This is a genomic window from Streptomyces sp. NPDC026515 (genome assembly GCF_055567595.1).
Map to the genome: position 1 here is coordinate 1 of NZ_JBVHQD010000034.1, position 14207 is coordinate 14207.

Genomic DNA, 14207 nt, shown 5'->3' on the forward strand with positions numbered 1-14207 from the left:
CAGCAGCCTCGGCTACCGCAGTCCCGCCGAATACGAGACCGCACTCGCAGCCTGACCACCACACCGATGGTGTCCGTCAAAGCGGAACAAGCTCAGAAGGGCCTGATCTCTGGCTCGGTCGCGGTCTGTTCCGAGAGGTTCTGTGCGTCGTCCAGGTCCGACCAGGCGATGAAGCCGGGCTCGCTGTCTGCCAGAAATCCCTCGACGACCGGACCGAGGTCGTCGGAAGCCACATAGGTACGGCTGAACGGCAACGCATCCGGGGGCACAGAACCGGTCGAGCACCGGAGCTGTCCTGCCTGCCTGTCGTGCCACACGTAGAACGTCGCCACCCCGGAGAAGCCCAGATCGCGAATGCGTTCCTGGATGGCAGCAGCAGTCCGCTTGAAGGCAGCCACCACCTCGGCAACGGACAACGAACTCCTGTCCTCGTCAGCCGCACCCAGCGACCAGGAGTTCGTCTCCCACTCCATCCGCCGGTCAAGGGGTTCCAGCACCAGAGGCTCGTCCGCCACCTCAGCAATCCACGTCAACAGCACCACAGCAGTATCCCTGCACAGCTCGGCTCGCGAACCGCCAAAAGAAACGATGCCTACCCAATGCCGTTGCGTTAGGGACTGTCAAACGAGCGGCTCTGGCCCGTAGTCGGTGGTGACGTCGAGTAGCTGCCGTTGATCATGATCTTGTGGTGGATATCAACTCCCTTATGGGACGGTGTTTTCGGGGCTGTCAGTGCTGGTCGTCGAGGACGTGGCGGACGGTGGTGACGCGGTGGTGGTCTCGGCCCGGACCCGGACGTGGCGGTGCCGTGTCCGGTGTGCGGGACGCCGACGGCGAAGGTGCACGGTTATCACCGCCGAACGGTGAGGGACGTGCCGGTCGACGGCCGCCAGGTCGTCGTCCACCTGCGCGTACGGCGGCTGGCCTGTCCGGTCCTGGGCTGTCGGCGGCAGACCTTCCGCGAGCAGATTCCCGGACTGCTGGAGCGCCATCAGCGCCGTACGGTGTGTCTTGCCGGGCAGATATCCCAGGTGGCGCGGGAGTTATGCGGCCGGGCGGCCGCACGCCTGGCCGGCTTGTTGGCCGTGCCCGTTTCCGGGAGTACCGCGCTGCGCCATCGGCGGCGCCTGCCGCTGCCGGAGCAGGCGGTCCCGCGGGTGATCGGCGTGGACGATTTCGCCCTGCGCCGCCGCCACCGCTACGCCACGATCATCACGGATGCCGAGACCGGCCGGCGCGTCGCGGTCCTGCCCGACCGCGAGGCGGCCACTCTGGAGTCCTGGCTGCGCGAACATCCTGGTGTCGAGGTCATGTGCCGGGACGGCTCGGCCACCTATGCCGAGGCCGTCCGCCGCGCCCTGCCCGACGCGGTGCAGGTCAGCGACCGATGGCACCTCTGGCGAAATCTCTGCGACAAAGTCCAGCTCGAGGCTCGCGCCCACGTCGGATGCTGGGCCACCATCAACCCGCCCCGCCCCGGCGGAGTACGCGAGCAGACCACCCGCGAACGCTGGAACAAGATCCACGATCTCCTCGGCCAAGGCGTCGGCCTGCTCGACTGCTCCCGCCGCCTCAACCTGGCCCTGAACACCGTCAAACGCTACGCCCGCATGCTCGAACCCCAGGCCCTGCGCATCGCCCCCGCCTACCGGCCTACCCTCGTCGACCCCTACCGCGAGCACCTGCGTCGACGCCGCGCCGAGGATCCCGCGTCCCGGTCACCCACCTCCTCCAAGAGATCCGGGGGAGTTGGGCTACACCGGCAGCGCCAACCTGCTGGTCCGCTACCTCAACCAGGGCCGCGCCGAAGGTGACCGCCCCGTCACCACCCCACGCCACGCCAGCCGTCGCCTGCTCACCGACCCCGAAAACCTGTACCCGAAAGAAACGACCCTGCTGGAGAAGATCGCCGAGGCCTGCCCGGAGATGACCACACTCGCCGATCTCATACGCGGCTTCGCCACCCTGCTGAAACCGGCCGAGGGCAACGACGTGAAACTCACCGAGTGGATCACGACCGCCCGGGCCATCGACCTGCCTCACCTGCACAGCTTCACCAACGGTCGCGAAATCGACCGGTCCGCCGTGAACGCCGGCCTCACCTTGCCCTACCACAACGGCCGCACCGAAGGCGTCAACACCCGCACCAAGAGGATCATGAGACAGATGCACGGACGCGCCGGCTTCGACCTCCTCCGCCACCGCATCCTCCTGCCCTAACTGCTACTCGACGTCACCACCGACTACGGGGCAGAGCCAAACGAGCGGTGTAACTGGGGTAGTTGAGGGTTACTGTCGGGCGGCTGAGAGACGGCCCTCGAAGGTGATGTCGAAGACGTTCAGTGCGGTCTTCCAGCGCATGGTCCAGCGGGCCTGGCCCTTGCCGGTGGGATCGAGGGACATGATCGCCATGTAGACGCATTTGAGGGCGGCCTGCTCGTTGGGGAAGTGTCCACGGGCCTTGACCGCTCGGCGGATGCGGGCGTTCACCGACTCGATCGCGTTTGTCGGCGTACGCGTCCTGGTCCCCAGATGGGTACTGACGAACGTGCTCAGTTCGCCGGACGCCACAGTAGTCAGGGCAACCGGTGACCCACGACGTCATCGATCTGGACGAGCACCACCGGATCGACGATCTGCCTCCGCACCCCGGCCGCCGGACAAGGTCGCCTACCGCCAAATCAGACGCCTTCGCGCAGGTACAGGTCGCGCAACAGGCCGATCTCGCCCCCGTGATGTGTGACCTCTTTCAGAGCGTGCAGCGCGAGTTTCAGATAGGTCTCATCAGCCCAACCGCCTGGGCCCATGCCTATCGGCGCAAGGAGGCGCTTGTCGCCGAGGGCTGCGATACGGGAGATGAAGTGCTCCCAGTCCTCGGCCAGCGCCTGGACGCCCTCTTTCGCGGTGCCCGGCCACTCGTGGCGGTCGCCGAGCTCGGGAACGTCCTCGAAGAAGTGGGTCACATAGCCGCGCAGGCAGAGGCTGCCGATGTGCCAGATGCGCCAGGCGATCGTCGTGAAGGGGTCCGGTGCCTCCGGACGCGATTCCGGAAACAGCGTGGCGACGCGGAAGACACCGTCATCACCGGGGCTGATGCTGATACAGTCGCGGACCGGCTCCCAGTGGTACTCAGCGTCGGTCAGATCCTCCAGGCGGTCGAACAGCCGGTACCGTACGTTTTCGAAGATCGCGAGAATGTCGCGCGTGATGGGGTCGGCCACAATCACGTCAGCCATGTCAGCTCCAGGGCACGGTGGTTCCGGGGTGGTCGGGATGATCAGGATGGGCGGGTCGGTCGGCTCGGTCAACCGCCGCCTCCTCGGTCTTGCCCCCATGAGGCCACGATCCCCCACCGCTCGACCGCAAGGGAGTCCGCGTCAAGGCCTCCTGTCCCAGTTGACTGGGGGCAGGGCGGGGGTCTGACCTGCGGTGCCTACGGTCGAGCGGGACAGAGTGGGTGGTCGGTGTCCCGTTCAACGGTAGGCACCGCCCTTAGAATTCCTAACAAAGTGGCCTTGGAATGTGGGGAGTTACGGGGCTGTTGACTGGTACATCAGGAAGGGTCAGCAGCCGCCGTGGATCGTTCCGGATGAGCTGTGGGCGCGGATCGAGCCGTTACTGCCGGTCGTGCCGCGCCGACCGGATCACCCGGGCCGCAAACGTCTGGATGACCGAAAGGTGCTGTCCGGCATCCTGTTCGTGCTCTCCACAGGTGTCCCGTGGGAGTTCCTGCCCCAGGAGCTGGGCTTCGGTTCGGGGATGACATGCTGGCGGCGCCTGCGTGACTGGAACGACGCCGAAGTCTGGCAGCGTCTGCACGAGTCGCTGCCGGCCGAGCTCAACGCCGCCGGCGCCCTGGACTGGTCCCGGGCGGTGATGGACGGCTCCCACGTCCGGGCCCTGAAAGGCGGCCCAAAACCGGACCGAGCCCGGTCGACCGTGCCCGAACAGGCTCCAAACACCATCTCATCAAAGCGCACGGCATTCCGCTGGCCGTGTCACTGACCGGCGGCAATCGCAACGACGTCACCCAGCTCATCCCTCTGATCGAGGCCGTCCCGCCGGTGCGCGGGCGACGCGGGCACCCCCGCCGACGGCCGGACACCATCTACGCCGACCGCGGTGACGACCACGACAAGTACCGCAAGCAGGTCCGGGCTGTCGGAATCACCCCGCTCATCGCACGGCGCGGCACCGAACACGGATCAGAGCTGGGCGTGCACCGGTGGGCGGTCGAGCAGCGCTTCGCGCTGCTGCACCGGTTCCGCCGGTTACGCATCCGCTGGGAGATCCGCGACGACATCCACGAAGCCTTCCTCAGCCTGGCCTGCGGAATCATCCACTGGCGCCGACTCAAGAACCTCGCACTTTGTTGAGGAGTTCTTAAGCCCGCGACTTCCGGCGCATCACACCAGCGGGCTGCGTGCAGCAGCCGGCCGTCGCCCCCAGCGCTCGTCGACGCACGCCAGGGCGCCGAGTGGCACAAGGCTTGATCAGGCGGCATCTGCCAGGCAGTTCTCCCGGCCGACGTGCCGCAGTCCGGAGGAACTCCCGCTCCTTCGCGAGATTACTGCTCTGCCCACGCCGTGATGCAGCAGGTGGGCGGATTGCGTCGGCTGACCTCGTAGGCGTAGCAGGGACCACGACGGTCCGCGCGCCCGCTGATCGGCCTGGCCCTGTGCGAGGCGCTCGATCATCGTCCGCGCCCGCTGTTCTGGGTTGCGGTGATCCCAGCCGACGCCTCGACCGCCCGGGTCGCCGCCGTCCGCGACCCCCGCTCCCCCCGGAGCCCTCTCCGACCGGGTGCCCCGCCCGCTCATCCTCGCCGCCGCACTCCTCTTCTTCGCCATCGGATACCTCGGCCCCGCTCTGGTCGACGCTCCCTGGGCGGTGTTCGTGGTGCTGACGCTGTACGGCGGCTTCAACGCCTGCACCGACGGCCTGGGCAAGGCATGGATCTCCAACCTAGTACCCGACCGCCAACAGGGCACCGCCCAGGGCCTCTACCAGGGCGCCACCGGCTCGGCGATCCTCCTCGCCGGCGCGTGGGCGGGGCTCGCCTGGAGAAGCGGCGGCCAGGTCCCGCCGCTGATCTCCGGCAGCACCTCGCCGGCCCTCGCCGCCCTTTCGCTCCAGACCTTCAGATGAGCCGCCGACTCCTGACAGCGGCTTCGTGACAGGTTACGTTCAAAGACTTCTCCAAACGTCGGCCGTTCCCGCCCGCGCGTGATCAGGTCTCCCACGACGGCAGTGCGACCACCCGTTTTCGGAGGATCTGATGTCGGAACCAACCCATAGAAGACGATGGCTCACAATCTGTGCCATCACCGCGTCCGCCGGCCTCATCGCGATACCCGCGAGCGGCGCGTCCGGCGGCAACGGCAGCCCCTTCGGGGTTCGCGCGCTCAAGCAACTGGCCGCGGAACGCGCGCAGTCGGTGGGGGCCCTGAGCCCGAAGGTGAAGGCGGAGGACGGCGACGACGGCAACGAGGCCGATGAGATAGCCGAGGGCGCGGACCAGTACGCCGAGGCCCGCACCTCGCCCGGCATCGTCGCGCCGGGCGCGTACGGCGCCGCCTGGAGCAGCTTGTCCGCCCTTCCCAGAACCGGCGGGAGTTGGCGTAACGTCACCAACCTTCCGTACGACTCCGACGACTCCCGCTACCGCGACATCGACTCCAACTCCAGCGGCGGCTCGGGCAATGTCACCGGCCGGATGGCCGCGATGGCCGCCGACGACGACGGATACGTGTACGCGGGCAGCGCGGGCGGTGGCGTCTGGCGGTCCAAGCGCGGCGGCGGGCACTGGAAACCCATCAGCGACAAGCTGCCCTCACAGTCCACCGGAGCGCTCGCCCTCGATCCCGGAGGCCGGCTGTGGCTGGGTACCGGCGAGGCCAACACCAACGCGGACGCGTACCTCGGCAGCGGCGTCTACGTCCTGTCCGACCCGCACCACGGCACCTTCTCCTCCCGCAGCCGGGTCGGCGGCGATCAGCTGGAGTCCACCACCATCCGCCAGCTGCGGTTCGGCGGCGGCAAGGTGTGGGCGGCGACGAGTGAGGGCGTGTGGAGCCACTCCACCAAGACCCTGAAGGGTGCCTGGAAGCTGGAGTACGCGCCCAACCCCGAGTATCTGCCGGGCGGTTCGAAGGCGGCCGACGACAGCGCCGCGTACAAGAACATCACCAACGACATCGCCATCGACCCCAAGGATCCCTCGAAGGTGATCCTCGCAGTCGGCTGGCGCAGCGGCGACGACTACAACGGCTTCTTCGCCAAGGACTCCAAGGGCACCTGGACACGGATCACCAGCGGCTTCGGCGACCTGCCGACCGACGCGGACAACGTCGGCACGGTCACCTTCGCCCGCTCCGCCGACGGCTCGCGCTACTACGCCATCGACCAGTCACCCGAGCAGCTGGCATCCAACCCGGACAGCGGCCTGGAAGGCATCTACAGCGCCGCCTCCCCGTTCGGGCCCTGGACGAAGGTCGCCGACTACAAGCAACTGGCCGCCGACAACTCGGCACTGACGACCGCCGGTTACATGCCGGGCGTGCAGGCTTGGTACAATCAGTTCCTCACCGTCGACCCGGCGAACCCCAAGCACGTGTACGCGGGCCTGGAGGAGGTCTACGAGTCCAAGGACGGCGGCAGCACCTGGTCGACCGTCGGTCCGTACTGGAACTTCACCTTTCCCTGCTGGAGCATCGACCCGGCCGAGCAGACCGGCGACTGCAACCAGACCACCCACTCCGACCAGCACGGTGTCGCCATCGGCCGCTACCACGGCAAGAGCTTCGTGTACGTCGGTAACGACGGCGGCGCCTACAAGCGCCCCGTCAACGGCTCCCAGGACGCCTCCGGCCACGCCACCGACTGGACCTCCCTCAACGACGGCACCATCGACACCCTCCAGTACTACTCGGTCGGCATCGGCAACGACCTGGACCACGGCGGCGTCTCCGTCACCGGCGGTCTGCAGGACAACGGCCAGTCCGTGCTGCGCAGCAGCGACACCGTGATGGGCTCCAACTTCGGCGGCGACGGCGGCGACACACTCACCGATCCCACCAACGGCTGCAACATCGCCGAGGAATACGTCTACCTCGCCGTCCAGATCACGCAGAACTGTGCGGTCAACAACGGCAGTTGGATTACCGACGCGAGCAAGGCCACCTCGTACAACGTCGCCCCGGCCGACAACGCCACCAGCGAGGCCCGCTTCATCGCCCCGCTCGCCACCGATGCCAAGGACAGCAACACCTGGATTGCCGGCGGCCGGCACGTGTGGGTGCAGACCCATGGTTACGCCATTCGCAGCGGCTCGGAGTGGAAGAGCGCCTACGACCTCGGTGCCGGACGTACCGCGACCGCCGTCGCCGCCTCGGGCGGCAAGGTCTACGCAGCCTGGTGCGGCCCCTGCAACGACCAGGGCTTCGCCCGCGGCATCTCCGTCGGCAACGCGGACGGCACCGGCTGGCACGACATCAGCCTGCCGGCCACCGGCACCGTACCCAACCGCTACCTCAGCGGCTTCGCCGTCGACCCGAAGGACTCCGACCACGTCTTCCTCGCGGTCAACGGCTTCTCCCGGCACTGGACCGAGGGCCCCGGCGCCGGCGTCGGCCACGTCTTCGAGTCCACCGACGGAGGCACCACCTGGAAGGACATCTCCGCCAACCTCCCTGACGTGCCGACCAACTCGGCGATCGTCACCCCGAACGGCGGCCTCGCCGTCGCCACCGACCTCGGCGTGGTCTACCGCGCCCCGGGCCACACCAAGTGGCAGCGCATCGGCTCACTCCCGGCCGTCGCCGTGCTCCAGCTGAAGCTGAGCCCCGACGGCACGACCCTGTACGCGGCCAGCCACGGCCGCGGCATCTACTCCGTCAAGGTGCGCGACTGCGACTGAGCGCAGCAGCAGCGGACGGAGCGGTGATCCCGGCTTTCGGGGTCACCGCTCCGTCGTGTACGGCACCACACTCACGTCGAGCGTGAAGGCGACCTTCGCCGCGCCCGCCACATCCGGAGCCTTGGCCAGCGCGGTGACCTTGGCCGTGCCGCCCCGGGTGCCTGCGCAACGCAGCGAGGAGTGGGCGTTCCCCTTCCCGTCCAGCTGCCATCCGGACGCCACGACGAACACCGGCGCAGAGCTCTGGACGGCCGTCCACCGCCTGTCGTCCGTCCGGGGCTTGAGGACGAGGGACACCACGATCCCGGGCCGCACACACAACCGCTGTTCGGGCGCGTCACCGGGAGAGACCGTGACCTGTGCATGTCCGGCGGCGCAACCCGGGGACGCGGAGGCCGTCCCGGGAGGGGGGGAGGGTTGTTTCGAAGGGGGCGACGGCGCCTTCGTCGAGGCCGTTGGGGACGGCGAGGGCGGGGATCCGGGTGTGCCGGAGCTGCTCTCCGAGGGCGTGGGGGTGACCGGACGGGCGGAAGGGCGAGACGACCGTGTCGAGTCCGCTTCCGAGCCGCCGCCGTTCCCGCAGGCAGTCACGAGACAGGAGAGGGCGACCAGGGCGGCTCCGAGCCAGGGCCAGGGTCCTCGACCGTGTCCGCAGTCCTCCCTCATCATGACCACTCCCTCACGTGACCGGACACCACTGCGACGTCCTGGACCATAGTTCGGTTCCGGGGAGGAGGGGCTCAGCGGATGCCCAGGTCGAATGAGACGACGATCCCACTGGTGACGGTGACGGCCACCGGCTGGGCGACCGGCATGACGGCACCGGCGAAGGCCGGCGGGGCGGACGGTGTAAGTGGCCCGGCGCCAGCGCGGTACGGCAGCGGCTGTCGGCGCCGCGGGTGGTCTTCCTGACTGTACGTTCACGGATCGCCGGGTGGTGACGGTCAGTCGGGCGCTCAGGGGCCGGCCGGGCAGGGGCTGTACTCGCGGACAGTCCGGCAGCCGTCGTCGACCATGGTGCGGCCCTCGATCCCGGATTCGGAGGCGCCGCAAGTGGTCCTGCGGGAGCGAACCGTCCGGCGTCATACCGTAGATCATGCCGGGGCGTGCGAGCCGGGGCGCCGCCGGCGGTGGCGAAGTCGACGGTGACGCTGGTGTCCGCGGCCCCGGAGGGGGCCCCGACTCGGCGGAGCCGGGCGGCGGGGCGAGCACCAGGGTCGAGGCCAGCGGCCAGGCGGACGGCGCCGGACGCGGCCGCCCGACCAGGTCCCGTCCGGAGCCGGGGGTGTGTGGCAGGCGGCCGGTCAGCGGCCGTCCCGGCGTGCGTGTGCCTCCGCGAGGAGGAGGTAGCTGCTGGCGGTCCAGGTGTAGGCGCGGTCGCGCAGGCCCGTTCCGGTGACGGCGTCGAAGTTCTCGGCGAAGCCGTGGGTCTCGCACAGGGCGCGGAACCGGGCGCTGACATCGTCGGCCAGCCGGTGGTGTCCGGCGCGACGCAGGCCGTCCTCGACTAGGACGGTGGCGGGGGCCCAGATCGGGCCGCGCCAGTAGCCGTCGGCGAGGTAGTGCGGCGAGGTGGTCAGTTCAGTGGCCAGCCCATACGGGGTGAGGTGGGCCTTGATGCGGTCGGCCAGCACACTGCTGATCTCGTCGGGCAGGTGCTCGCCCAGCGCGATGGGCATCAGGTCGAGGAGGCTGGCGCTGGTCCAGGTGTCCCCACTGGCGACCCCCCGGGTGACGAACCGCTCTCCGGTCCAGAGCTCGTCGAGCAGTGCGGTCTGTGTCTTCTCGGCTGCGGCCGTCCAACGGCGTGCCACGTCCTCCTTGCCCAGTTCCTCGGCCAACTGAGCGAGTTCGTGCAGTTGGAGCACGAGAAAGGCGGCCAGGTCGGCGGTGACGACCACGCGCTCGGGGTCGAAGGGGGTGGCGTTGTCCCAGCCGCTGTCGTTGCCGTGCTGGTAGTGGGCCAGTTCGGCGCCGGGGGTCCGTCGCGCGGTGAGCCAGAAGGCGGTCCAGCGCTCCAACCGGTCATACACCTGGGTCAGTTGCTCCTGGTCGGGAGGTGTCGGCAGGAAGCGGCGGAGGTGGCCGAAGGCCCAGCCGTGGATGGGCGGCTTGACGAAGTTGTACAGAACCTCGGAGTGGGTGACCGAGTCGGGCAGAGCGCCGCCGGCGTCCTGGTGGTCGAAGGGCAGGGCGAACTGGTCCAGGGCGAGTTCGGGACAACCACGGGCCAGAGCGAGGGCGTTGAAGCAGTGGTCCCAGCTCCAGACCTTGTCCATCCAGTGCTTGGACATCAGCACGGCGGGCCGGGTGACCAGGCCCGCCGGCCGTACGGTCGCCGACCAGACGACGTAGGCGGCGAGTTCGGCCGCCGGAGTGGCGGCCGAACGCCAGGGTGCCACCGCGTCCACGAAGTCCGCGAACGCACGCCGCGCGGACTCCACGACGTCGTCGAAGGTCCCCGAGGACACGTACGGCGGGCGCGCGGTGTCGAGTTCGTCGATCGCGATCTCCCAGGTCCCGTCCGCGTCCACGGTCACGGCGACACCGCGGTCGGCGCTGCCCAGGGCCTGCGCTCCGGCCACCTCGGCCAGGGTGCCGGACAGCAAGGTGACGCGGTAGCGGCGCCCGGTCTCGTACGACGTGAACACGTGCCCGTCCGCCGCCGGGTCGTGGAAGAAGTACGTTCCGCTGAACGGTGTCAGGGCCTTGGCGGCGGCGAAGACGCCGATGCCCAGGCCGCTGCCCCGCAGGCGTACGATTTCCGGCGACTCGTACGCTAGGTCGACGCGCCCGCCCTCGCCGATCCAGCTGAGCAGGCACGGTGTCGCCTCGACGCGAGCCTCGGCGCACTCGCCCTCAGCCGTGGTGTTCAGCGGGACCAGGCGCAGGACTCCGTGCATGCCGTTCTGGTGCGACACGAGGTGGAGGTCCTCGGTGTGTGTCTTCTCCGCCACCACCGGTGAGATGTCGAACCAGGATCCGTAGGTGCTGAACGGGATGTCGTGGACGGAGAAGGCCGGGCCGGACGAGGCGGCGGTCATGGTGGCGTGACTCGTTTCTGGAGCAGGGGGCAGTAGCGGACTGGCGACTGGCCGGTCGTGCCGGCGGGTTGAGCGGTTCAGTCCTTGACGGCGCCGGCGGTCACCCCGGCGGCGACGTACCGCTGGGCGAGGACGAGGATCACCGCGGCCGGAAGAGACGCCACCACGGCGGTGGCCATGATCGCGTTCCACTGCTGGTTGTTGTTGCCGATGTAGTGGTAGATGCCGAGGGTGATCGGCTCATGGGCGCCGCCGTTGACCAGGGTGCTGGCGAAGACGAAGTCGGACCAGGACCACAGGAAAGCGAACAGGGACACCGTGACGACGGCGTTGCGGCTCATCGGCAGCACGACGGACCAGAAGGTGCGCAGGGCCTTGGCTCCGTCCACCTGCGCGGCCTGGAGAAGTTCGCCGGGGATGCCGGACATGAACGCGGTGAAGATCAGCACCGCGAAGGGGACGGCCAGGGTCGAGTCGGCGACGATCAGGCCGGGGACCGTCTGGAGCAGGCCGAGCTGGAGGTAGATGGCGTAGAAGCCCATCGCCATGATGATGCCGGGGATCATCTGGGCGGCCAGCAGGACGAAGCCGAGGATGCCGCCGCCGCGCGGACGCAGCTTGGCCAGCGCGTAACCGGCGGGCGCGGACAGGGCGACGGACAGGACGACGGTGCCCAGACCGATGACGAGGCTGGTGCCGAGGTAGGGCAACTGGTCGTCGAGGACCGTGCGGTAGCCGGCCAGGGTGCCGTGCAGCGGCAGCAGGTCCGGGGGACTCTTGCGCATGTCCTGGTCACGGGTGAGGGAGACGTTGACCATCCAGTAGACCGGGAAGAGCATGATCCCGGTCAGCACGACGCCGATCGTGGTCCTGACCCAGGTACGCCTGCGTATGCGGCTCATGACAGCGCCTGCCTTCTCTGTACGCGGACGTAGACCAGGCCGAAGACCAGGGCGGCGACCACGAGCAGGTTGCCGACGGCTGCGCCCGGGCCGAAGGCCGGCAGGAGGTCGCCGAAGCCGAGCTGGTACGACCAGGTGGCGAAGGTGGTGGAGGAGTCCGCCGGGCCGCCCTTGGTCATGATCCAGATGATGTCGAAGACCTTGAGCGTGTAGACCAGCCCCAGGAGCAGGGTGATCGCGGACACCGGGCGCAGCAGCGGGAAGGTGATGGACCAGAACCGGCGCCAGGCTCCCGCCCCGTCGAGGGCGGCGGCCTCGTACAGGCCGGCGGGGATGGACTGGAGGCCGCTGTAGAGGACGACCAGGTTGAACGGGACGCCGATCCAGATGTTCGCGATGATCACCGAGATCAGCGACCAGGAGGGGGAGGTCAGCCAGTTCACCGGCCCGATGCCGATGGCGTGCAGGACGGCGTTGACGACGCCCGACTCGCTGTTGAGCATCCACGACCAGGTGGAGGCCGACACGATCAGCGGCAGCAGCCACGGTACGAGGAACAGGGCGCGCAGGGTCCCCGACAGCCGGAAGTTCTGGTTGAAGAAAACGGCGAGGACGAGCCCGATGGCGTACTGGAAAACCAGGCACACGGCGGTGAAGACCGCGGTGTGCAGCAGGGCTGGGGCGAAGGTCGGATCGTCGAAGACCTTACGGTAGTTCGCCAGGCCCGCGAACGGCGCGTCGCCCTGGACGAACGAGCGGACGGTGTAGTCGCGCAGACTCAGGTCGAGGTTGCGGTAGAGCGGATAGGCGTAGAAGAGGGCGAGATAGAGGGTCACCGGGGCAAGGAATCCCCAGGCGGCCCACTGGGAGGAGGTGGGCCGGGGGCGTGTCCCGCTGCGGGCTCGGGGCAGGGTGGCGGCGGGTGCCGCCCCGTTCCGGACGCGCTCGGACCGGTGGTCCGGCGGATGTGTCGTCTGCTTCATCGGTTCGTCACTTGGCCCCGGCCTGCGCCGACGCCAGCGCGTCCTTGGGCGACGTGGACCCGCTGAGGGCGGACTGGACGGCCTTCCACATCTGCTCGGAGATCTTGGGGTACTTGGTGCCCAGGTCGTCACTGGTGCGGCCCCTGGCCGCCTTGACCGCCTCGACCCACGGCTTCAGCTCGGCGTTCGCGGCCACCTGCTTGTCCTGGACCTCGCCGGTCGGGGCCACGTAGGACAGGGTGGTGTCGGTGGTGTAGAGGTTGGCGGTGCTGGTCAGGCAGGTGGCCAGCTTCTGTGAGGTGGCGTAGCGGACGGTGTCCTTCTGGACCGGGATGGTCACGAACTCGCCGCCGGTCGGGGCTGCGGCGTTACCTCCGTTCACGCCGGGGATGGGCAGTACGCCGTAGTCGAAGCCGGCCTTCTTGGCGTTGGCGAGCTGCCAGGTGCCGTTCTCGCTGAACGCGTAGTCGCCGCTGGCGAACTCTTGCCAGCTGGTGGTCTGGGTGTTGTTGAGGACCGAGTTGGGGGCGTAGCCCTGCTTCAGCCAGCCCTTCCACAGCGAGAGCGCCGACACGGCCTGGACGGAGTCGAGTTCGGTCAGCTTCGCGCCCGATCCCCAGAACCACGGCAGGAACTGGAAGCTGCCCTCCTCCGTGCCGATCGCCGAGAAGGTGATGCCCTTCTTGCCGGCCTTCTTGACCTTGGCCAGCGCCGCCGTCAGCGTGTTCCAGTCCTTGATCGCGGCGATGTCCACGCCGGCCTCCTTCAGCACGTCCTTGTTGTAGTAGAGGGCCAGGGTGTTGGCGCCGATCGGCGTGCCGTAGGTCTTGCCGCCGGACTGACCGGCCGCGAGCAGGTTGGGGTCGATCTCAGAGGTGTCCAGCTCGTTCTCGTCGGTCGTGGTGAGCACGCCCGCCTCGGCCAGCGTCGACACCACCGGGTTGTCGACGATGAGAATGTCCGGCGAGTTGCCCTGCTGCGCAGCCAGCAGCGTCTTGTTGCCCAGGTCGCTGGTGTCGAAGCCGGTCCGCTTGATCTCCACTCCGGCCTTGGTGCCGCACTGGTCAAGCAGCTTCGCCCAGTCCGAGGTCTTGTCGAACTGCGGGTACGGGTCCCAGATGGTGTACGCACCGCTGTCGGCGCTGTTCCTGTCGCTGCTGCCCGAGCCGGAGGAGCAGGCGGTGGCGGTCACGGCCACGGCGGCGACGGCCGCGGCGGTCAGACGGCGCTGTCTGGAGGTGCTGTTCATTGTGACGGTTCCTTTGTTCTGGGCATGCCGGTGACGAGGCACGGGGCGGCGAGGAATGGCGGGTACGGCGAACGGCACTGTCGGGCCGTTCGGGCGTGCGTGAGGTGAAGG

Annotated in this window: 10 protein-coding genes and 2 pseudogenes; 4 read left to right on the forward strand and 8 right to left on the reverse strand. The window is 68.7% G+C overall.

What is annotated here, in order from left to right:
• Positions 1-92: 92 nt before the first annotated feature.
• Entirely contained in the window at positions 93-542 is a 450-nt protein-coding gene (locus ACZ4O3_RS41190) for a hypothetical protein (RefSeq protein WP_467727469.1), read from the reverse strand.
• 172 nt (positions 543-714) lie between these two features.
• On the opposite strand from ACZ4O3_RS41190, the pseudogene ACZ4O3_RS41195 reads away from it, so the two are divergent.
• Positions 715-2220: pseudogene (locus ACZ4O3_RS41195) on the forward strand (ISL3 family transposase).
• A 69-nt stretch (positions 2221-2289) separates the two neighbouring features.
• On the opposite strand, the pseudogene ACZ4O3_RS41200 reads toward ACZ4O3_RS41195, so the two are convergent.
• Together ACZ4O3_RS41200 and ACZ4O3_RS41205 are read right to left on the reverse strand one after the other, a co-directional pair.
• A pseudogene (locus ACZ4O3_RS41200) lies at positions 2290-2508 on the reverse strand (transposase); the annotation flags it as partial.
• A 173-nt stretch (positions 2509-2681) separates the two neighbouring features.
• Complete coding sequence (locus ACZ4O3_RS41205; protein WP_467727471.1) at positions 2682-3308, reverse strand: DinB family protein; 627 nt, start codon at positions 3306-3308, stop codon at positions 2682-2684.
• Between the two features lie 244 nt (positions 3309-3552).
• Between ACZ4O3_RS41205 and ACZ4O3_RS41210 the strand changes: the two genes are divergently transcribed.
• The 3 genes from ACZ4O3_RS41210 to ACZ4O3_RS41220 all read left to right on the forward strand — a co-directional run bounded on the left by ACZ4O3_RS41210 (position 3553) and on the right by ACZ4O3_RS41220 (position 7918).
• Positions 3553-4376, forward strand: a protein-coding gene (locus tag ACZ4O3_RS41210; protein WP_467727553.1) for an IS5 family transposase whose coding sequence is annotated in 2 segments (ribosomal slippage) — positions 3553-3913 and positions 3913-4376 — 825 coding nt in all. Because the reading frame shifts where the segments join, the coding sequence is not laid out codon by codon here.
• 427 nt (positions 4377-4803) lie between these two features.
• The gene (locus tag ACZ4O3_RS41215; RefSeq protein ID WP_467727473.1) at positions 4804-5148 is read left to right on the forward strand and encodes a hypothetical protein; all 345 of its coding nucleotides are present in this window, start codon (positions 4804-4806) and stop codon (positions 5146-5148) included.
• A 130-nt stretch (positions 5149-5278) separates the two neighbouring features.
• The gene (locus ACZ4O3_RS41220) at positions 5279-7918 is read left to right on the forward strand and encodes a beta propeller repeat protein (protein WP_467727474.1); all 2640 of its coding nucleotides are present in this window, start codon (positions 5279-5281) and stop codon (positions 7916-7918) included.
• Between the two features lie 42 nt (positions 7919-7960).
• On the opposite strand, the gene ACZ4O3_RS41225 is transcribed toward ACZ4O3_RS41220, so the two are convergent.
• The 5 genes from ACZ4O3_RS41225 to ACZ4O3_RS41245 all read right to left on the reverse strand — a co-directional run bounded on the left by ACZ4O3_RS41225 (position 7961) and on the right by ACZ4O3_RS41245 (position 14096).
• Entirely contained in the window at positions 7961-8233 is a 273-nt protein-coding gene (locus ACZ4O3_RS41225; protein WP_467727476.1) for an acetyl-CoA synthetase, read from the reverse strand.
• A 989-nt stretch (positions 8234-9222) separates the two neighbouring features.
• Positions 9223-10962, reverse strand: coding sequence for an amylo-alpha-1,6-glucosidase (locus tag ACZ4O3_RS41230; protein ID WP_467727478.1), 1740 nt, complete (start codon positions 10960-10962; stop codon positions 9223-9225).
• 77 nt (positions 10963-11039) lie between these two features.
• Positions 11040-11864, reverse strand: coding sequence for a carbohydrate ABC transporter permease (locus ACZ4O3_RS41235; protein ID WP_467727479.1), 825 nt, complete (start codon positions 11862-11864; stop codon positions 11040-11042).
• Positions 11861-12847 carry a carbohydrate ABC transporter permease gene (locus ACZ4O3_RS41240; RefSeq protein WP_467727481.1) on the reverse strand — a complete coding sequence of 329 codons (987 nt, stop codon included), beginning with the start codon at positions 12845-12847 and terminating at the stop codon, positions 11861-11863. The genes ACZ4O3_RS41235 and ACZ4O3_RS41240 overlap by 4 nt, the downstream gene beginning before the upstream one ends.
• A gap of 7 nt (positions 12848-12854) precedes the next feature.
• A complete protein-coding gene (locus tag ACZ4O3_RS41245) occupies positions 12855-14096 on the reverse strand; it encodes a sugar ABC transporter substrate-binding protein (protein WP_467727483.1) in 1242 nt (413 codons plus the stop codon).
• Between the last annotated feature and the right edge of the window lie 111 nt (positions 14097-14207).

Coding starts and splice junctions, on each gene's coding strand:
- ACZ4O3_RS41230 (WP_467727478.1), bottom strand. CDS start 10,962: ATGACCGCCGCCTCGTCCGGCCCGGCCTTCTCCGTCCACGACATCCCG.
- ACZ4O3_RS41245 (WP_467727483.1), bottom strand. CDS start 14,096: ATGAACAGCACCTCCAGACAGCGCCGTCTGACCGCCGCGGCCGTCGCC.
- ACZ4O3_RS41220 (WP_467727474.1), top strand. CDS start 5,279: ATGTCGGAACCAACCCATAGAAGACGATGGCTCACAATCTGTGCCATC.
- ACZ4O3_RS41240 (WP_467727481.1), bottom strand. CDS start 12,847: ATGAAGCAGACGACACATCCGCCGGACCACCGGTCCGAGCGCGTCCGG.
- ACZ4O3_RS41235 (WP_467727479.1), bottom strand. CDS start 11,864: ATGAGCCGCATACGCAGGCGTACCTGGGTCAGGACCACGATCGGCGTC.